The sequence below is a fragment of the Pseudomonas sp. Gutcm_11s genome (assembly GCF_028649395.1).
Lineage (GTDB): Bacteria > Pseudomonadota > Gammaproteobacteria > Pseudomonadales > Pseudomonadaceae > Aquipseudomonas.
Genome location: NZ_JAQSUW010000013.1, coordinates 93093 through 112698 on the forward strand (window position 1 = coordinate 93093; position 19606 = coordinate 112698).

17 protein-coding genes are annotated in these 19606 nt (G+C 63.2%); 8 read left to right on the forward strand and 9 right to left on the reverse strand.

The annotated features are described in order from the left end of the window. Positions 1-62 precede the first annotated feature (62 nt). On the forward strand, positions 63-2501 hold the full coding sequence (locus PTT45_RS10280) for an EAL domain-containing protein (RefSeq protein ID WP_273813126.1): 2439 nt from the start codon (positions 63-65) through the stop codon (positions 2499-2501). Positions 2502-2505: 4 nt separating this feature from the next. Here the strand turns inward: PTT45_RS10280 and PTT45_RS10285 are convergent, their stop codons facing one another. Continuing rightward, complete coding sequence (locus PTT45_RS10285) at positions 2506-3468, reverse strand: quinone oxidoreductase family protein (RefSeq protein WP_273813127.1); 963 nt, start codon at positions 3466-3468, stop codon at positions 2506-2508. 124 nt (positions 3469-3592) lie between these two features. Next, positions 3593-4369 (reverse strand): AraC family transcriptional regulator, encoded by a 777-nt coding sequence (locus tag PTT45_RS10290; RefSeq protein ID WP_273813128.1) that lies wholly within the window; start codon positions 4367-4369, stop codon positions 3593-3595. Between the two features lie 309 nt (positions 4370-4678). Between PTT45_RS10290 and hppD the strand changes: the two genes are divergently transcribed. The 4 genes from hppD (at position 4679) to maiA (ending at position 8764) form a co-directional block, all read left to right on the forward strand. Further along, positions 4679-5761 carry a 4-hydroxyphenylpyruvate dioxygenase gene (hppD, locus tag PTT45_RS10295; RefSeq protein ID WP_273813129.1) on the forward strand — a complete coding sequence of 361 codons (1083 nt, stop codon included), beginning with the start codon at positions 4679-4681 and terminating at the stop codon, positions 5759-5761. Between the two features lie 154 nt (positions 5762-5915). Continuing rightward, positions 5916-7052 carry a homogentisate 1,2-dioxygenase gene (locus tag PTT45_RS10300; RefSeq protein WP_273813130.1) on the forward strand — a complete coding sequence of 379 codons (1137 nt, stop codon included), beginning with the start codon at positions 5916-5918 and terminating at the stop codon, positions 7050-7052. Between the two features lie 76 nt (positions 7053-7128). After that, positions 7129-8112, forward strand: a complete 984-nt coding sequence (locus PTT45_RS10305; protein WP_273813131.1) for a fumarylacetoacetate hydrolase family protein — start codon at positions 7129-7131, stop codon at positions 8110-8112. Further along, positions 8102-8764, forward strand: a complete 663-nt coding sequence (gene maiA, locus PTT45_RS10310; protein WP_273813133.1) for a maleylacetoacetate isomerase — start codon at positions 8102-8104, stop codon at positions 8762-8764. Before PTT45_RS10305 ends, maiA begins: the two co-directional genes overlap by 11 nt. Before the next feature lie 160 nt (positions 8765-8924). On the opposite strand, the gene PTT45_RS10315 is transcribed toward maiA, so the two are convergent. From PTT45_RS10315 to PTT45_RS10330, 4 genes are all read right to left on the reverse strand, one after another. Next, entirely contained in the window at positions 8925-9317 is a 393-nt protein-coding gene (locus PTT45_RS10315; RefSeq protein WP_273813134.1) for a hypothetical protein, read from the reverse strand. Continuing rightward, on the reverse strand, positions 9314-9913 hold the full coding sequence (locus PTT45_RS10320; RefSeq protein WP_273813135.1) for a hypothetical protein: 600 nt from the start codon (positions 9911-9913) through the stop codon (positions 9314-9316). Before PTT45_RS10320 ends, PTT45_RS10315 begins: the two co-directional genes overlap by 4 nt. A gap of 247 nt (positions 9914-10160) precedes the next feature. Then, positions 10161-10526, reverse strand: coding sequence for a response regulator (locus tag PTT45_RS10325; RefSeq protein WP_273813137.1), 366 nt, complete (start codon positions 10524-10526; stop codon positions 10161-10163). A gap of 83 nt (positions 10527-10609) precedes the next feature. Continuing rightward, complete coding sequence (locus tag PTT45_RS10330; protein WP_273813138.1) at positions 10610-12004, reverse strand: ATPase domain-containing protein; 1395 nt, start codon at positions 12002-12004, stop codon at positions 10610-10612. A gap of 403 nt (positions 12005-12407) precedes the next feature. On the opposite strand from PTT45_RS10330, the gene PTT45_RS10335 reads away from it, so the two are divergent. Together PTT45_RS10335 and PTT45_RS10340 are read left to right on the forward strand one after the other, a co-directional pair. After that, positions 12408-12857 (forward strand): hypothetical protein, encoded by a 450-nt coding sequence (locus PTT45_RS10335; protein WP_273813139.1) that lies wholly within the window; start codon positions 12408-12410, stop codon positions 12855-12857. Next, positions 12836-13300, forward strand: coding sequence for a hypothetical protein (locus PTT45_RS10340; protein WP_273813140.1), 465 nt, complete (start codon positions 12836-12838; stop codon positions 13298-13300). The genes PTT45_RS10335 and PTT45_RS10340 overlap by 22 nt, the downstream gene beginning before the upstream one ends. Before the next feature lie 135 nt (positions 13301-13435). On the opposite strand, the gene PTT45_RS10345 is transcribed toward PTT45_RS10340, so the two are convergent. The 3 genes from PTT45_RS10345 to PTT45_RS10355 form a co-directional block, all read right to left on the reverse strand. Further along, positions 13436-14191 (reverse strand): bestrophin-like domain, encoded by a 756-nt coding sequence (locus PTT45_RS10345; RefSeq protein ID WP_273813141.1) that lies wholly within the window; start codon positions 14189-14191, stop codon positions 13436-13438. A gap of 310 nt (positions 14192-14501) precedes the next feature. Next, positions 14502-15098 (reverse strand): hypothetical protein, encoded by a 597-nt coding sequence (locus tag PTT45_RS10350; RefSeq protein ID WP_273813142.1) that lies wholly within the window; start codon positions 15096-15098, stop codon positions 14502-14504. 357 nt (positions 15099-15455) lie between these two features. Next, complete coding sequence (locus tag PTT45_RS10355) at positions 15456-15923, reverse strand: Lrp/AsnC family transcriptional regulator (RefSeq protein WP_273813143.1); 468 nt, start codon at positions 15921-15923, stop codon at positions 15456-15458. Positions 15924-16122: 199 nt separating this feature from the next. On the opposite strand from PTT45_RS10355, the gene PTT45_RS10360 reads away from it, so the two are divergent. Next, the gene (locus PTT45_RS10360; RefSeq protein ID WP_273813144.1) at positions 16123-19590 is read left to right on the forward strand and encodes an indolepyruvate ferredoxin oxidoreductase family protein; all 3468 of its coding nucleotides are present in this window, start codon (positions 16123-16125) and stop codon (positions 19588-19590) included. Positions 19591-19606: the final 16 nt, after the last annotated feature.

Below are 19606 nucleotides of genomic sequence, written 5' to 3' on the forward strand. Positions count from 1 at the left end.
GTACGCCAGCATTCGTGCGCAGATCGCCGCGCCCGCCGCCTCGTTCGGGGAGACAGGGATAGATGAGTCAGGAGACGGGCGCCCCGCGGGCGCGCATCACTTCGCAGTTGCTGCGGCTGGTCTGGCCGTTTGTGCTGGTCGTGCTGCTGCAGTCGCTGCTGGCGGGCGGCAGTCTCTATCTGCACTCGGCGGTGCGCGGCTACGTAGCTGGCGAGAGCATGTGGTCCAAGGGCCTCAAGGACGCCATCCACTACCTCGACCTCTACGTGCAGAGCGGTGCCGACCGCCACCTGCGCCTGTACCACGAGGCTATCGAGGTACCGCTCGGCGACAACGATTTCCGCATCGCCATGGATCACCAGCCCGAGCCGGATCTGGAGCGTGCGCGGGCCGGCATCCTGCAGGGCAAGAACCATCCGGACGATGTCGAGGGGATGATCTGGCTGTATCGCTACTTTCGCCAGTTCAGCTATCTGCAGCGTGCCATCGAACAATGGGAGCGCGGCGACCGCTACGTGTTCGAGCTGACCATGCTGGCCGGAGAAGTCGAGCAGCAGAGCCTGACCGGTGCGGCGACGGCAGCGCAGCGCGCGGCATGGCGCGGGCAGATCGAGGGCATCAATCTCGGCGCCACACGGGCCGCCGAACTCTTCTCGCAGATTCTCGGCGAGGCCTCGCGCGCGGTGCTCTGGCTGCTGGTGCTGGGCAACCTGTGCACCGGGGTGTTGCTGATCAGCCTGGCGGTGCTGCGCACGCGGCTCCTGTTGATCCAGCGGGCGGAAGCCGATCAGGCACTGGCAGCGGTCAAGCAGCGCGCACAGACCATCCTCGCCTCCATCGGCGACGCGGTGATCAGCCTGGATCGCGAGGGCCGCATCGCCTACATGAACGCCGCCGCCGAGCAGCTCACCGGCTGTGCTTTGCAGCAGGCCGAGGGTCGCGCCTTCGAGCAGCTGTTTTCCATTGTCGACGAGCACTCCGAGGCCAACGCCGTCTCGCCGCTGCAGCAGATACTCGCCGGCCAGGAGGATGGCGACTACGCCAAGCTGGTGGTGCGCCAGGACGGCAGCAAGGTAGCGGTCAACCTGGTCGGCACGCCGATCCAGGAGCGCGGCCTGGTCAGCGGCGTGGTCATGGTGCTGCACGACATGACTCGTGAGCGCCAGTTCGTGGCCAGCCTGTCCTGGCAGGCCAGCCACGATGCCCTGACCGGGCTGGCCAACCGCCGCGAGTTCGAATACCGCCTGGCCCAGCTGCTGGCGCGCATGCTGCGCCAGCACGGGCGCCATGCCCTGATGTTCATCGACCTGGACCAGTTCAAGCTGGTCAACGACACCTGTGGCCATGCCGCCGGCGATGAGCTGCTGCGGCAGGTCTGCCAGGAGCTGCAGCTGCACCTGCGCGAGGGCGATACCCTGGCGCGCCTGGGTGGCGACGAGTTCGGCGTGATCCTCGAGAACTGCCCGACCGAGGCCGCCCTGCGCGTGGCCGAGGCGCTGCGCAAGTCGGTGCAGGAGCTGCGTTTCGCCTGGGGTGGGCGGGTGTTCAGCATCAGCGCCAGCATCGGCCTGGTGCAGGTGCCGCCGGGTCAGGTGAGCCTGGCCGAACTGCTGCGCACCGCGGACCTGGCCTGTTACTCGGCCAAGGAACGTGGGCGCAACCGGGTGCACGCCTACCAGCCGGACGACTCGGAGATGTCGCACAAGGTCGGCGAGATGAGTTGGGTGCAGCGCATCCAGCGTGCCCTTGAGGAGGACCGTTTCCGCCTCTACGCGCAGCCCATCGTGCCGCTGCGCGCCGGTGAGGATGGCGGCCATGTGGAGATCCTCCTGCGCCTGCAGGAGGACGGCGAGCTGATCGCCCCCGGCAGCTTCATTCCCGCCGCCGAGCGCTATGGCCTGATGTCGCAGATCGACCGCTGGGTGGTGAGCCACACCCTGGAGATCCTCGCGCGCTTCCACGCCGAGCACCCGCATGCGCCGCAGCTGCATTGTGCGATCAACCTGTCCGGCGCCAGCATCGGCGACCGCGAGTTCCTCGCCTTCATTCGCGAGCAGCTCGGCAGCTACCCGGTGGCGCCGCAGACCATCTGCTTCGAGGTCACCGAGACGGCGGCCATCGCCAACCTGGCCGACGCCACCCACTTCATCAACGAACTCAAGGCGCTCGGCTGCCGCTTCTCGCTGGATGACTTCTGTGCCGGCATGTCGTCGTTCATGTACCTGCGCCACCTGCCGGTGGACTACCTGAAGATCGACGGCAGCTTCGTCCGCGACCTGCTCGACGACCCCATCGACCGGGCCATGGTCGAGATGATCAACCAGATCGGCCACGTCATGGGCAAGCGCACCATCGCCGAGTTCGTCGAGACGGCGGAGATCCTCGCCGTGCTGGGCGAAATCGGCGTGGACTTCGCCCAGGGCTACCATCTGGGGCGCCCGCAGCCCTTCGCTACTTTCGCCGGGCTGCAGGTGGCAGCGCTGGCGGACCCGACCAGCTAACCGGTCAGGGCAGAAGGATGATCTTCTCGCAGCTGCCCGGCGTGTTGACCGCCGCATAGGCTTCGGGGCCGGCGCTCAACGGCAGCTCGCTGAGCGCGGTGGGCGGCGTCAGCAGGCCCTGATCGAACAGCTTGCCGAACTCTTCGAGCATGCGTGCACAATCGGCCGGGCTGTAGAGCAGGGTGTTGACCCCGACCAGGGTGCCGCCGCGGCGGTACAGGTTGAGCGCCGGCAGCTCGACCATGCCGTCCAGCGGCGCGGCGATGTAGGCGATGCGGCCGAAGGTGGCCAGGGCGCCGACCGCGGCCGGCAGCCAGAAGCCGGTGGTATCGAAGATCACCTCGGCGCCGCCGGGGAATACTGCCTCCACTTGCGCACCCAGCTGCTCGGCACTGCTCAGCAGCAGGCAGGCGGTGCCGCTATCCAGCAGTTGCTCCTGCAGCTGCGGATTGCGCACCGCCGCCAGCACGTCCGCGCCGAGGGCCTTGGCCAGGCCCAGTGCTGCCGTACCCACCGCGCCGTTGGCGCCGATCACCAGCACGCGGGTACCTGGGCCGACCTGGCTGCGGATCAGCGCATCCCAGGCGGTGGTGTAGGGCACGCCGAGGGCGGCGGCTTGGCTGAAGCTCAGGGAGTCCGGCTTGAGCGCGACGCCATCGGCAGGCAGGCAGATGTACTGCGCATGGCTGCCATCGCGGCTGAAACCGAGGCCCTTGCCGGTGCCCCACACGGCCTTGCCCAGCAGATGCGCGGGGCCTTCCACCACCACGCCGGCGAAGTCACGGCCGGGCACGCGGGGCAGGGTGGTGTAGGGGAAGCGGCCGAGCACGTTCTTCACATCGCTGGGGTTGAGGCCGGCGGCGTGCACCTGTACCAGCACCTCGCCGTCGTCAGGCTCGGGGCGGGAGAGTTCGACGTGGCGCAGGGAGGCGAGATCGCCGGTGCTGGAGAACTGCAGAGCGTGCATGGAGGGTCCTTATCGAGAGGCGAACTGCCAGGGCCGCTGGGCGCTGGCGGGTTGGGCGCAGTGTATGGCCGCTCGATCCGGGTATTCGGCCAAGGACTTCAGGCTATCGGCCAAGTTGTGGCGTTCAGGCGCCGAGGTTGTCGCGGTATTCGCTGGGTGTCAGGCCCAGTTCGCGGCGGAACATGTCGCTGAAACTGGCGGGCTGGTAGCCCAGCTCGCGGGCGATGCGCCCCACCGGCACACCCTGGATCAGCGCGGCGGCGGCGCTGGCCAGCTGCACCTGGCGGCGCCATTGGGCGAAGCCCATGCCCAGGTCGCGCAGCAGCAGGCGCGACAGGGTGCGCACGCTGGCACCGGCCTCCTGTGCGTGCTGCTCGAACGACAGCTCCAGCGAAGGCGCGGCCATCACCGCCTGGCACAGCTGCAGCAGGCGGCGGTCGGCGCCGTCGGGTAGTGGCACGCGCAGCTGCGAGCGGCGGGCACGGCGCAGTTCCAGCACCGCCAGTTCGGCCAGGGCGGCGTAGTAGGGCGCATCGGTCTGCTGTTCCTGCTCGACCAGGGCGACGATCAGCTCGCGCAGTAGCGTACGCACCTCGAACACCTGCACCTGGCTGTCCAGCTCGCGGGCCAGCTGCGGGCTCAGGTAGATGTTGCGCATCTGCAGTTCGGACACCACGCGGATGCCATGCGGCACGCCCGGCGGCAGCCACACGCCGCGCTGCGGCGGTACCAGCAGCGCCTCGCCGGGTGTTTCCACCCACATGATTCCGGACACGGCATACAGCAGCTGGCCCCACTCGTGCTGGTGCGGCTCGATGAACAACCCACGCGGATAGCTGCGCGCTAAGGCGCGCAGCGGGATGCTGGTGTTGCTCAGATCGGGGGGCGTGGCGCGGGCCATGGGCACCTGCTGTCGGGTTGGCTGGCGCGATCTTAGCCCAGGCGCAGACTGCTTGTATGGCCCGCGGCAGTGGCGCCGGAAAGCAGGCTGTCCAGCTTGTAAACAAATCGTGACGCCACTGGCGGAGCAGCCAGCAGGCCACGGCGGCTCGGCGAGCTGTAAGGAAAACTTGCCGAATGGCTCGGCGAGCCGGGCTGGGCGGCGCTGGACGCTGGCTTGTGCGGCCGCTCGCCGCCGGCTGTCATGGGCATAACAAACCCCTGCCGGCCCGACTGGCAGGCGCCCCAACAATAACAATCAGGAGGCGGGATGAACGCCGTGGCCAAGATCGATCAGCACAACCCCATCGGTACCGACGGTTTCGAGTTCGTCGAATTCACCGCGCCCAGCGCCGAGGGCATCGAGCAGCTGCGCCAGCTGTTCAGCGCCATGGGCTTCACCGAAACGGCCAAGCACCGCTCCAAGCAGGTCTGGCTGTTCCAGCAGAACGACATCAACTTCGTGCTCAACGGCAGCCCCACCGGCCACGTCCGCGCCTTCGGCGAAAAGCACGGGCCGAGCGCCTGCGCCATGGCCTTCCGGGTGAAGAACGCAGCCCAGGCCGCCGCCTACGTGAAAGAGCAGGGCGCCACCCTGGTCGGCAGCCACGCCAACTTCGGCGAGCTGAACATTCCCTGTGTCGAGGGCATCGGCGGCTCGCTGCTGTACCTCGTCGACCGCTACGGCGACAAGAGCATCTACGACGTCGACTTCGAGTACCTCGAAGGCCGTAAGCCTAGCGACAACGCCGTCGGCCTGCAGCAGATCGACCACCTGACTCACAACGTCAAGCGTGGGCAGATGGACGTCTGGTCCGGCTTCTACGAGCGCATCGCCAACTTCCGCGAGATCCGCTACTTCGACATCGAGGGCAAGCTCACCGGCCTGTTCTCCCGCGCCATGACCGCGCCCTGCGGCAAGATCCGCATCCCGATCAACGAGTCGGCCGACGACAAGTCGCAGATCGAGGAATTCATCCGCGAGTACCACGGCGAGGGCATCCAGCACATCGCCATGAGCACCGACGATATCTACGAAACGGTGCGCCGCTTGCGCGCCAACGGCGTGGACTTCATGAGCACGCCGGACACCTACTATGAAAAGGTCGACAGCCGCGTGGCCGGCCACGGTGAACCGACCGCCACCCTGCGCGACCTGAACATCCTGATCGACGGGGCGCCTGATGATGACGGCATCCTGCTGCAGATCTTCACCAACACGGTGATCGGCCCGATCTTCTTCGAGATCATCCAGCGCAAGGGCAACCAGGGCTTCGGCGAGGGCAACTTCAAGGCGCTGTTCGAATCCATCGAAGAGGACCAGTTGCGTCGCGGCGTGATCTCCGAGGAGTAGTCATGTACCGATTTTCTACTGCGCTTGCCCTGGCGGTGTTGCCGCCTCGCTCAGGTTGCTCATTGACCGACATGTCAACTGCGCACCTTCGCGAAGCGGCGCCTAGCCAGGCCTGCGCTCGCTACGAAACTCGATACATGACAGGAGCCCGGCAATGAGCCGCAAATGGATCAGCTTCCCCCTGCGCGAGGGCGAGCACTCGCGCCAGGCCCACTGCGATTTCCCCGAGGGCACCTACGAGCGGGAGATGGGCCGCGAGGGCTTCTTCGGCCCGGTGACCCACCTGCACCACAAGCATCCGCCCACCGGCTGGATCGACTGGGAAGGACCGCTGCGCCCGCACGCGTTCAACTTCAACAAGATATCCAGCGAGCGTGATTGCCCGCTGGAGGCGCCGCTGACCCTGCACAACGCCGATGTGAAGTTGCGCGTGTGGAAGACCCACGGCGCCATGCGCCACCTGGTGCGCAACAGCGACGGCGACGAGCTGCTGTTCGTGCACGACGGCGCAGGGCACTTCTACTGCGACTTCGGCCACCTGGAATACCGCGACGGCGACTACCTGCTGATCCCGCGTGGCACCGCCTGGCGCATCGAGCCAACGGTGCCCAGCCACTTCCTGCTGATCGAGAACACCGACGGCGCCTACCAGCTGCCGGACAAGGGCCTGCTCGGCCCGCAGGCGATCTTCGACCCGGCGGTGCTCGAACACCCGCATATCGACGACGCCTTCAAGGCCCAGCAGGACGAGCAGACCTGGCAGATCCGCATCAAGCGGCGCAACCAGATCAGCACCGTCACCTATCCGTTCAACCCGCTGGATGCGGTGGGCTGGCATGGCGACAACACCGTGGTGCGCCTCAACTGGCGCGACATTCGCCCGCTGATGAGCCACCGCTACCACCTGCCGCCGTCGGCGCACACCACCTTCGTCGCCAACGGCTTCGTGGTCTGCACCTTCACCCCGCGTCCGGTCGAGAGCGACCCTGGCGCACTCAAGGTGCCGTTCTTCCACAACAACGACGACTACGACGAGGTGCTGTTCTACCACCGTGGCAACTTCTTCAGCCGCGACAACATCGAGGCTGGGATGGTGACTTTGCACCCCTGCGGCTTCCCCCACGGCCCGCACCCCAAGGCGCTGAAGAAAGCCCAGGAAGACCCGGCCACCTTCGCCGAGGAAGTGGCGGTGATGATCGACACCCGCCGCGCGCTGGAGGTGGCCGAGGCCGCTGCCGCGGTGGACGTGCCCGAATACGTGAACTCCTGGCGTGCGCCGGGGTTGAAGTAGAAGTGCGTGGCCGTTTGGCCGCACGCACGCTGAACGAATTCCCTGGCGCGCACGGCGCGCCTAACGAGGCTGAAGCATGAAACTCGCATCACTGAACCTGGGCCGCGACGGCGAACTGGTGGTCGTCTCCCGCGACCTGGCCCGCGCCGTGAAGGTGCCGCAGATCGCCGCCACCCTGCAGGCCGCGCTGGACGACTGGGAGGTCAAGCGCCCACTGCTGGAGTCGGTCTACCAGCGCCTCAACGATGGGTTGATCGACGAGGCCTTCTTCTTCGATCAGGCCGACTGCCACAGTCCGCTGCCGCGCGCCTACCACTGGGCCGATGGCAGCGCCTACGTCAACCATGTCGAGCTGGTGCGCAAGGCCCGTGGCGCGGAAATGCCGGAATCCTTCTGGCACGACCCGCTGATGTACCAGGGCGGCGCCGACAGCTTCATTCCGCCGCACGCGCCGATCCAGATGGGCGACGAGGCCTGGGGCATCGACCTGGAAGCGGAGATCGCGGTGATCACCGACGACGTGCCGATGGGCGCCACGGCGGCCCAGGCGGCCGAGCGCATTCAGCTGCTGATGCTGGTCAACGACGTGTCGCTGCGCAACCTGATCCCCGGCGAGCTGGCCAAGGGCTTCGGCTTCTACCAGAGCAAGCCGTCGTCGAGCTTCTCGCCGGTGGCGGTGACCCCGGACGAACTGGGCGAGGCCTGGAAGGACGGCAAGGTGCACCGGCCGCTGCTGTCGCACATCAACGGCGCGCTGTTCGGCCAGCCGCATGCCGGCACCGACATGACCTTCAACTTCCCGACCCTGGTCGCCCATGCCGCCAAGACCCGTCCGCTGGGCGCCGGCACCATCATCGGTTCGGGCACCGTGTCCAACTATGACCGCAGCGCCGGCTCCAGCTGCCTGGCGGAAAAACGCATGCTGGAGATCATCGAGCAGGGCGAGGCCAAGACGCCGTTCCTCAAGTTCGGCGACCGGGTGCGCATCGAGATGCTCGACGCCGCCGGCCAGAGCATCTTCGGCGCCATCGACCAGGCGGTGGAGCGCTATGAGCAGTGAGCTGACGCTCTACGGCTACTGGCGCTCCAGCGCCGCCTACCGGGTACGCATTGCCTTGGGCCTCAAGGGCCTGGCCTACCGCCAGGTGCCGGTGCACCTGGTCAAGGACGGTGGCCAGCAGCACAGTGCCGAGTACCAGGCGCTGAACCCCCAGGAGCTGCTGCCGCTGCTGGTGGACGAGCGCAACGGCGGGGCACGCATCGCCCAGTCGCTGGCCATCCTCGAATACCTCGACGAAGTCTTCCCGGTGCCGGCGCTGCTGCCGGCCGAACCGATCCAGCGCGCCCAGGTGCGTGCGCTGGCGCTGCATATCGCCTGCGATATCCATCCGCTGAACAACCTGCGCGTGCTGCAGTACCTCAGCACCGAGCTGGGCGTCGACGACGAGGCGAAGAACACCTGGTACCGGCACTGGGTAGAGAAGGGGCTGGCGGCGGTGGAGCAGGGGCTCGAAGGGTTCAAGGGCGGCTTGTCGCTGGGTAACCGGCCGGGATATCTGGAAGCCTGTGTGATTCCGCAGCTGTACAACGCCCGGCGCTTTGCCTGCGCAATCGAAGGTTTGCCGCGGCTGCTGGAGATGGAGGATCGCTGCCTGGCGCTGGACGCCTTCAAGGCCGCCGCGCCTGAGGCGCAGCCTGACGCGCAGGGCTGACTGCGCTGCGCGAGAGCGTCTGGGCAGATTATCTGGGGGTAGGCGCCGATCCGCAGGCACGAGCAAGCAACTCGTTGTCAGGTCGGAAGTGAGGGGACAGATCAGTGCAGAGGCCTGGTTTTTAATCAGGCCTCTGTTAGCGGCAGGACGCCGAGGCTATTTAGTTAGGAACCAGGTCGATGCTGCCGCAGTTGGAACCCTTGGTTGCGATCATATCCACCCGCCTGTCCCGGTTGATCGCGACGCGCATTTCGCAGTTGGCCTGGTTGAACACGTCCCCCCAGTATTCCTGATGCACCAGCTGCCCATTCATGGGGCCGGTATAGGTGCCGAGGGCTTCGCGCGTGGTGTACGAGGTGTCGTAGCCATACACCAGTACGACCCACTGCCTGTCGGTCATTCCACCTATCTGTTGTGGCGCGCCGAAGTAGTCGATCACTTCGGATACGGGGCGATCCTTCCAGTAGTTGCGGGCCAGGGTATCCGGGACGTTCATACCCGCGCAGCCGCTCAGCAGCAGGGTCGTCATTCCGAGCGCGATGATCCTTTTCATTGCACGCTCTCCGTCGAACCGCCGGTTGCCGGCTGGGGCATCATGTCGAAGGCTTCATCGATCTTCTTCAGGATGGCCTCTTTGGCCAGTTCACGTCCTTGAGCGATGAAAATCGCGCCGGACTGTTCGTCCAAGGTCGAAACCTGCATCTTCCCAAGGTGGTGGTATGCACGGTTCGACGCTCGCTCACCTGGTTTGCAGACAAAGTCCCGGCTCTTGATCATCCAGTCTTCTGGTTTCTTGAGCCATTCGCCGTCTACATCCTTGCCGGACCAGGTGTTGCCCCAGTCGTTATGCACCTGAATGTTGGTGACGCGTGCCCTTTGCTTGGCACAGTCCACTTCGATATCGAGGAAACCGACCCAGGCTGAACCTCCCTCCCGACTTTCCGCCTGGAAAACGCCTGCCGTGCGAATTCCGCCAGGGCGACTGGCATTCCCGGCACGATCATCGATGTAGTAAATGTGGCGGTATCCAGACTCAGCCTCTTCCTGATGGACGATCCAGAAGTCGCCGGTAGGCGGGACATCCGCCTGCGCGGCAAAAGAAGTGCTTAGGAGCAAGGCAGGCAGTAAATGCCTGAGGGAAGGACACATGGCGACAATCCTTTGCTGTTGAGACCATCGCAGGGCAAAAGCCCTACGCCAGAGAGGTGTCTGGAATCTAGCGATGGGGCTGGAAAGGGGTCAAGGCTTCTGTCCCGTTTCCGCCGATTCGGTCAGGTTTCGATCTTCCGATAGAGGTATTCGCAGCCAGAGCAGTCCTTGGTTGCCACCTTGAGCAGGTAGCCCGAACCGTCGGCCATGAAGAGGCTGTCGCTGGAGTTTGTGAAGGGTAGGGCGATTAGGTTTCGAGCTTGAGCAATGCCTTGACCTGCTCGATAACCGACTCGATCCGAAAGGGTTTATCGAGCACCGCTGCGAACAGGTCGGAGCGAGCGGTACCCAGGTGAGCTTGCGCGCCGCTCATAAGAATCATGGGCGTGCTCTTGTGATCGGGATGCGCTCTTACCGCCTCGGCGAATTCTATGCCCGTCATGCCCGGCATCATGAAATCAGTGATGATCAGGTCGGGGCGCTCTCTATCCAGAATCTCCAAGGCCCGCTTTCCGCTGCCAGCGGTAACCGTGAGTAAGCCTTCATCTTCCAGGGCGAAGCTCAGAATATTGGCGATCAGGTACTCGTCATCGAGTATCAGCACCGTTGTCATAGGCGATCCACATCACGGACGGCTCTAGCGACAGTTACCTGCTGCATAGATTCTGGCTTCGAATGGTGCGCCCAGGACATGGGTTAGGCCTTCTTCACGGATATTCCAGGGCCACCTATGACTACCTCAAGCAAAGAAGGGTCATAAGCGCTGTCTCTGACTTTAAGGATCGACAGCTGTCGTTGCAGTTCAGAGCCTTTCTCGCCAAAGCGCATCAGCAGCAGGTTGTCTGCAATGCTGGAGAGATCCGGCACGGGAGCATCGACGTGACTGCTGATCAGGCTCTGGGCTTCCCACGTCGCAACCACGGTCACGCCTTGCGCTCGCAGCTGCCCCATGAGCGCGGAGAAGATATCCAGCACGCGGGTTTTGTCCGCAGCCACGCGAACCATGCCGCCCAGGCTGTCCAGGAACACGCGCTTGATCCGTTTGCGCTCGACAATGTCCAGCAGCTCATACCCTAGCCGGTCTATCAGCCCCTTGGTTGGAGCGCGCCATGCGATGTTGAGTGCGCCGCTACTCTCCATTGCCGGAAAGTCGAAGCCCAGCCCAGCTGCTTTCATGCGCAAGCGTTGCGGTGTTTCGTAAAACCCGAAGAACAGACCGGGCTCCTCGCGGGTGCACTCCCCGATGAACTGGATGCCGATGGAGGTTTTCCCCGTACCGGAAGGGCCGGCGATCAGGGTGGTCGAGGAACGTGCCAAACCTCCGCCAAGCACCGTATCCAGCGTCGGTATGCCACTGCTCAAGCGAGTGAAGTTGTCGGCGTCATCACCGGCGAGAGGGTTAAGCACGCTTTCCAGCCGTGGATAGACCACGATGCCGTTTTCGTTGATTTCGAACTCGTGTACTCCCGAGATCGCACCGCTGCCGCGAGTCTTGCGCAGTTTGATGCGGCGGACGGTCTGCGGGCCAATGGTCTCTTCGCCCATCTCGATCACACCATCGACCATGGTGTGTTCCGGGCTGCCATCCTCGAGCTGCGAGCTGGTCAGGAACAGCACCGTGCAGCCGGCAAAAGCGGCGTGGCCTTGGAGTTCGGAAATGAATTTTTTCGTGTCGATCGGCGACTCGGCCTTGGAGCGCGCATTGAGCAGACCGTCCAGAATCATGACCGTCGCCTTCTGCCGGCTGATCTCCCGGCGCAGCAGCTTCACCACCTCGTCCAGGCCGTCATTTTCCAGGGTGTCGAATGCGCTGACGAACTGGATTTTCTCGCCGATCTGCTCCTTGTCGAAGAAGCTCAGCGTCGAGAGGAACTGGAACAGCCGATCATGAGGCTCGGCTAACAGGGTGGCGAAAAGGACACGCCCGCCATCGCCGATGTGGTTGAAACCGAGCTGGTTGGCCAGGATGGTTTTCCCAGACCCTGGTCGACCTTGAATGATGTAGGAGGCGCCAGCAACAAAGCCGCCTTTCAATAGCGTGTCCAGGCCCTTGATGCCGCTTTTAAGGCGCGCTAGTTGATACAAGTCCATGCCCTCCACTGATCGTGCCAGCATCTTATGAGATGCGCGCTGCTGCTTCCGCGATGCTGGGCATTGTCGCCTGTTTTGCGCAAAGCTCCTACCCACCCGGTTTGCATGGGGTTCGGCCATCGCTGATGGCCAGGATGTGCAAGGGCTATATGGATGTCCGATCCGGGCAGCTAGGAGAAGTTCGCAACCATTGGTAGACCTCTGGAGTCCGGCCGCTTGCAAGAAATTGCTGCAGAGGGAGTGGGTACTTTTGGCCGGTTGCAGCCGCCCGCCACGAGGTTTGCTGCCCAGCAAATTAACCTGCGCCCCGGCGCTCCCCTGCGCGGGGCTTTTTCTCTTGCACCCACTTCCCTAGGAATCACTAGCTCGTGGATGATGGATCGCCGCCGGGGAGGGCGTCTCTATGAGCGTATTCAAAGTGATCTGCTTGGCAGTAGCCACGTCCGCGCTTACTGGATGTGCCGTAGGCATTGCCAACGAGGTGATGTTTGATGCATACGCCAGTACGGAGACACCTGAGAATTCAGGTGAGGCGCCTGCCAACTATCGCGGTAAGGATTGCGTAGCGCTGGCTGTAGAGCGGGGAGTGCAGGAACGGCTTGTTGCTGATAGTGATGACTACGTTAGAAAGCATGCTAACTGGGCTCTAGCGTCGATCCAGCAGGTCGAAAGAGAGAGTGGATGTATGCCTGGCATTACGTCACTACAGGCGGCGATGGTTGACCAGGTTCTCAAGCACCCTGAGTCCTTGAAAGAGCTTGAATCTCAACTTCCGCCTGGTGGTCTGGAGTACATCAAAGCTAGAGGCAACCCCCTGCAAATGCCCCATCTGTGGCCGCCATCGCTCCTGTAACGACGCCCACTATTGTGGTTCAGACACCACAACCTCAACCGGTGCAGATTCCGAAGAAAGCTGAGGTAGTAGAGCCGGCAGCTCCGCTCACGAACGAATACTGTTATTTCTACTTCACCTCTGATGATTTCAGGGTGAAGCCTGATGTGTTTTCGCCGATTTTCCGTGACGCACAAATCAGCAAAACGGCAGCTAACCAGATCGCGGCTATCAAGCAGTATCAGCACAAGGTGAATCAGACTCAGCCAGATACGTGGAGAGAGTTCGATTTCAACCTTATCCCGTGTAACCCTGCGGCAGGGGTGTGCATGGGGGTTGCACACTCTCTATTCAAACCGAAGCAGGTAGCGACTCTGGTTTGCTTCACCTCCGAAAGCGCGGCACAGGCGAAGCTGGATTACGACAGAGACCGTGATCCGCTGGCGATCACTATCGGCCGGTAACGGTCGATTATGTTCTTCGAGCTGTTGCCACTTGCCGATAACCATCGCCAGCGAATGACTGCTATTGGCCGACTCCAGACGTTCGATCTCTCAGGCAAGTAGCCAACCCGAAGAAGTCGTCAGTCCAGCGCGCCGCTACAGGTGCATTTCAGCCAGCGCTCTACGCAATGGCGAGTCTGAAATCTGTATCGCCCCGTGGAAAGGGATGTCCATGTCGAGCACCAGATAGACGGATGCAGCAATCAATAGTGCCGATACGGTAAACATGCTTATTACCATTGGGTTGCGTGGGGCTCGATAGCCAAAGCTGGCGTAGATCAATGTCAGCCATGCCCCCAGCATGCCTATGAGTGGGAGAGGAATCGCTCCTTCGGACTGCTCGACAATTTTCCAGCGTTGCTCGATGAGCAAGCGATATTGCTGACGGAGCTCTTCAAGTAGAGTCTCCTGATAGCGACTCTCAGGATCAATGGCGGCCAGGGCCACACCGATATCATCCAGGTATTGGGTAGCTGGGCTTTTGCGGTGCTGGAGCGCCTCGTCTCCGCGATATGGGTTGGCGATGGCGTGCTCTACGTAGGCCACTAGATGAGCGCGGGTGTCTTCTGCTTTTTCTCCGTAGTTTTTCAACGTACGGTCGAAGATGATCAGACTGGTGGCGAAGGCATGCACGTTCGTATCGATGGCTTCGAAGGTGTTTTTGGCAGAGTTGATCATCAAGCCGAACACCAGCGAAGTCATAACCACAAAAATATTGGCAACCAGGCGAACCACCGTGTTGGTTTCTTCGTCTCGGTGACGAGCTGATAGCTTGGGATACCAATGCATCATCAGCAGGGATGCTGACAACAGGCAGACGAAGATGCCTACTGCGATAAAGATTGATTCCATATGTCCTTTCTCAGCGCGCAGCCGATTGAACCCGCCAATGCCCTAACCTTACGCGGGCAGACATTCATTTTCTAATCTTTGACACTTCCTAGGCTCTTTACAACGGGCGTTTCGGATTTCCGCTTGTGGCCGGAAGCAGCATCTTGCAAAGGTCAGCTATCTGCCCTTCTGCCCTTCTGCCCTTCTGCCTCGTGCCACTGCGTACGGCGAGTATGCCGCACGCTAGAAGCCTGGCGTGCGCATGTTGGCGGGGACGTCTCGCCTGAGGTACTCCTGCCAGCTCAAGGTCTGGCAGGGGTGATACACCAGACTACAAATTCCAGAACTCAGATGACGGGAAGTCATCGATTGAGTCTTCAAGGAAGTCATCATCATCCTCGATCTCTTCCAGGCGCATTGAGAACGATGACGGCACGAGTTGCCAGCGCTGCTCTCTGAACTTCACCTCGAAATTCAGAATTGCAGTGAACCACCGGAACTGCTGTGCGAACTGCGGGGTGTAGCCCACCTGCTCGATGCAGGTTAACTCGGCTTCGCCAGAGGCGAACAGAAGCCCTTTCTCCTCGTCATACCGGCTTTGCACGAAAAGCCCGCCCATGTGAAACCTGATATCTGACGTTTTGGGTGCCAGTTCGTCCCGAAGGGCCAGCTGCGTCACGTGCTCATCCAGCTCCTTGGCTACGCCCGTGAGAGAAACCACATCCTCAAACCTCTCAACACCGAAGACGAAGCGAAGCAGGCGCGCGTCGTCCGGGCGTCGCTGACCAACACTTTGAAGGTCGTGGTAACTGGCGAAGCCAGCAATAAGCGATAGCTGCTCTCGTGTCTCTGAAAGCTGTCGACCGCGTAGTTGCGCAGTGGCTTTGGAGAGAGATTTGAAAACGTTCAGCGCGGAAAAAGTGGACATGACATTCCTCGTGACATGGACGCGATGACCGATTGCCTGTTCACCGGACTGTCCATGATGGGATTGCCATGGTTCTTCGGAAAGGTGGGGTAAAACGATGGGCTCTTGCTTCGCGTAACAGGCACCAGGCGACCATCACCGCCCTGAAGCGAAAGATATCCAAGCGGATGGGCTAAGGCAAGATCAGCGATCTTTCTGCGCCAGGCTCAGATTGCGGGATGAGCCGAATGGAAATTTGCTAAGCCGCACCACGAGTCGAAATTAATACGAAGTGGGTTTCCGCTTGTGGCCGTTAGCGGCCATCGGCAGTAACGAGAACAGGCCTCAGAAGTCTGGTTTTCCGGGGCGTTTGCATGATCAATCCAGCGGCAATTCCGTAGTCCTCTTCACCTCGCTCATTGCGATGTGCGAGTGCGCCTCGTGCACATGCGGGCGCTGCAGCAGGTGGTCGCGCAGGAAGCGTTCGTAGTCGGCGATGTCCTTGGCCACCACCTTGAGCAGGTAGTCTGAGCCGCCGGCCATGCTGTGGCATTCCAGCACCTGCGGGTAGCCGACCACGGCCTGCTCGAACTCTTCTAGGTTGGTGCGGCCGTGGGCCGACAGTTTGATGTCGACGAATACGGTGATGCCCAGGCCGAGCTTCTTCGGGTTGAGCAGGGCGACCTTGCGCTCGATCAGCCCTTCTTCCTGCATGCGATGGATGCGCCGCCAGCAGGGCGATTGCGACAGCTCCACCTTCTCGGCGATTTCGGCGGCCGAGAGGTCGGCGTTGTGCTGCAGCAGGCGAAGGATGCGGCGGTCGATGGAGCTCAGCTTTTCCTGCATGAATTTTTCTCTTTATTGGTCATGAAGGGATAAGTCATGCGCAGTATTCCGCTTCGCTCCTCAAAAAAGAAAGAAAAATCCGAAACTCCTCGGTCATAGTCTTTGCCATACGACTCGGCGCGGCGACCCCGTGCCAGGGTTTAACGGCGACCTCCAAGAAAGGTCGTCTCGCTCACCACAAGAATAAAAGGAGCGCGCTATGTCTCTGGCCGAAATCCGCCTGGACGACAAGTACCGTGTAGCCACGGGCCAGCTGTACCTCACCGGTACCCAGGCCCTGACCCGCCTGCCCATGCTGCAGAAGCAGCGTGATGCCGCCTTCGGCCTGAATACCGCCTGCTTCATCTCCGGGTATCGGGGTTCGCCTCTGGGCAACCTGGACAAGAGCCTGTGGGAAGCCAAGCAGTTCCTGCAGGACAACCACATCCACTTCCAGCCCGGCGTCAACGAAGAGCTGGGCGCCACCGCCGTGTGGGGTAGCCAGCAGGCCAACCTGTTCCCCGGTGCGCGCTACGACGGCGTGTTCGCCATGTGGTACGGCAAGGGTCCGGGGGTGGACCGCTGCGGCGATGTGTTCAAGCACGGCAACTCGGCCGGTGTGGCAGAGAAGGGCGGCGTGCTGCTGCTGGCCGGCGACGACCACGGCTGCAAATCCTCGACCATCGCCCACCAGAGCGAGCATGCCTTCATCGCCGCATCGATTCCGGTGCTCAACCCGGCCAACGTCCAGGAAATCCTTGACTACGGCATCATCGGCTGGGAGCTGTCGCGCTACAGCGGTTGCTGGGTAGCGCTGAAGACCATCGCCGAGAACGTCGACTCCTCGGCCGTGGTCGACGTCGACCCGCTGCGCATCGAGATCAAGCTGCCGACCGACTTCCAGCTGCCGGAAGACGGCGTGCATATCCGCTGGCCGGACCCACCCCTGGCCCAGGAAAAGCGCCTCAACCAGTTCAAGATCTACGCCGCCCGGGCCTTCGCCCTAGCCAACAACCTCAACCAGATCAAGCTGGATTCGCCCAACCCGCGCCTGGGCATCATCACCACCGGCAAGTCCTACCTGGACGTGCGCCAGGCCCTGGATGACCTGGGTCTGGACGAAGAGCTGTGCGCCCAGGTCGGCCTGCGCGTGCTCAAGGTCGGCATGAGCTGGCCGCTGGAACCGGTATCGGTGCACCAGTTCGCCGAAGGCCTGGACGAGATTTTGGTGGTCGAGGAGAAGCGCAGCATCATCGAGGACCAGCTCACCGGCCAGCTGTACAACTGGCCGGTCGGCAAGCGCCCTCGGGTGGTCGGCGAATTCGACGAGGAGGGTGTTTCCCTGCTGCCGAACCTGGCCGAGCTGACTCCGGCGATGATTGCCCGCGTCATCGCCAAGCGCCTGGCGCCGATCTACACCAGCGCCACCATCGACGAGCGTCTGGCCTTCCTGGCGGCGAAAGAAGCCGCGCTGGCCGCGCCCAAGCACGACACCAAGCGTACCCCGCACTTCTGCTCCGGCTGCCCGCACAACAGCTCCACCCAGCTGCCGGAAGGTAGCCGCGCCCTCGGCGGCATCGGTTGCCACTACATGACCCAGTGGATGGACCGGCGTACCGATACCTTCACCCAGATGGGCGGCGAGGGTGCTACCTGGATCGGCCAGGCGCCGTTCACCGACACCAAGCACGTGTTCCAGAACCTCGGCGACGGCACCTACTTCCACTCCGGCCAGCTGGCCCTGCGCGCTGCCGTGGCCTCCGGGGTGAACATCACCTACAAGATCCTCTACAACGATGCGGTGGCCATGACCGGTGGCCAACCGATCGACGGCGAGCTGCGCATCGATCAGCTCAGCCAGCAGGTGTTCGCCGAGGGCGTGAAACGCATAGCCCTGGTCAGCGACGAGCCGGACAAGTACCCGACTCGTGCCACTTTCGCGCCCATCGTCACCTTCCACCATCGCCGTGAACTGGACGCCGTGCAGCGTGAGCTGCGCGAGGTCAAGGGCACTTCGGTGATCCTCTACGACCAGACCTGCGCCACCGAGAAGCGTCGCCGCCGTAAACGCGGCAAGTTGGTCGACCCGCAGAAGCGTGCCTTCATCAACCCGGCCGTGTGCGAGGGTTGCGGCGACTGCAGCGTGAAGTCCAACTGCCTCTCCGTGCTGCCGCTGGAAACCGAACTGGGGCGCAAGCGTGAGATCGACCAGAACGCCTGCAACAAGGACTTCTCCTGCGTCGAAGGCTTCTGCCCGAGCTTCGTCACCGTGCACGGCGGCGGCCTGCGCAAGCCCGAGGCGGTGGGTGCCAAGGCGCTGTTCGTGGCCCTGCCGGAACCGCGTCAGCCGGACCTTTCGCGGCCGTGGAACATCCTCCTGCCAGGCGTCGGTGGCAGTGGCGTAACTACCGTTGGCGCCTTGCTGGGCATGGCTGCGCACCTGGAAGGCAAGGGCTGCACCGTGCTCGACCAGGCCGGCCTGGCGCAGAAGTTCGGCCCGGTGATCAGCCATATCCGCATCGCCGCGAAGCAGGACGACATCTACGCCGTGCGCATCGCCGCCGGCGAGACCGACCTGCTGCTGGCCTGTGACCTGGTGGTGGCGGCCGGCGAGGAATCCCTGGCCAAGCTCAACGACAAGATCGCCAACGCCGTGGTCAACAGCCACGAGGCGGCCACCGCCGAGTTCACCCGCAACCCGGACGCCCAGGTACCCGGTGCGGCCATGCACGAGGCCTTGGTAGAGGCGGTGGGCGAGAGCAAGACCCACTTCGTCGACGCCACCCGCCTGGCCACCGCGCTGCTCGGCGATACCATCGCCAGCAACCTGTTCATGCTCGGCTATGCGTACCAGAAAGGCCTGGTGCCGGTGTCCTCCGAGGCCATCGACAAGGCCATCGAGCTCAACGGCGTGTCGATCAAGCTCAACCAGCAGGCCTTCCTCTGGGGCCGCCGCGCAGCCCATGACCTGGCCGCCGTGGAGCAGCTGGCCAAGCCGAAGAACCCCGAGGCGCCGCGCTGCGAGAGCTTCGACGAGATCGTCGCCGACCGCATGGCTCGTCTCACTGCCTACCAGGACGCCGCCTACGCCCAGCGCTACCTGGACCTGGTGACCCGCGTGCGCCAGGCCGACAGCGGTGCCGATCAGGCCCTGAGCCGAGCCGTGGCGCGTTACTACTTCAAGCTGCTGGCCTACAAGGACGAGTACGAAGTGGCGCGCTTGTACAGCGAGCCGGCCTTCCTCCAGCGTCTTGAGGCCCAGTTCGAGGGCGACTACCGCCTGCAGTTCCACCTGGCGCCGAGCTGGCTGGCCAAGCCCGACTCGCGCACCGGCGCACCGATCAAGCGCACCTTCGGGCCCTGGATGCTTAAGGCCTTCGCCGTGCTGGCGCGCTTCAAGTTCCTCCGTGGCAGCGTGATCGACCCGTTCGGCCACAGCGCCGAGCGCAAGGTCGAGCGTGAGCTGATCGGCGAGTACGAGCAGTTGGTCGAGTTGCTGCTGAAAGAGCAGCGCCCGGACAACTACCGCACCGCGGTGGCCCTGGCCGAACTGCCGGAGCAGATCCGCGGCTATGGCCACGTCAAGGAGCACGCCCTGGCCAAGGCTCGCGAGCAGGCCGAGCAGCTCAAGGCGCGGCTGCTGGCCACGGAAATCTCGGCGGTGCAGCTGTTCGAACCGGCCGCCTGATACCCGTCACCCCCGT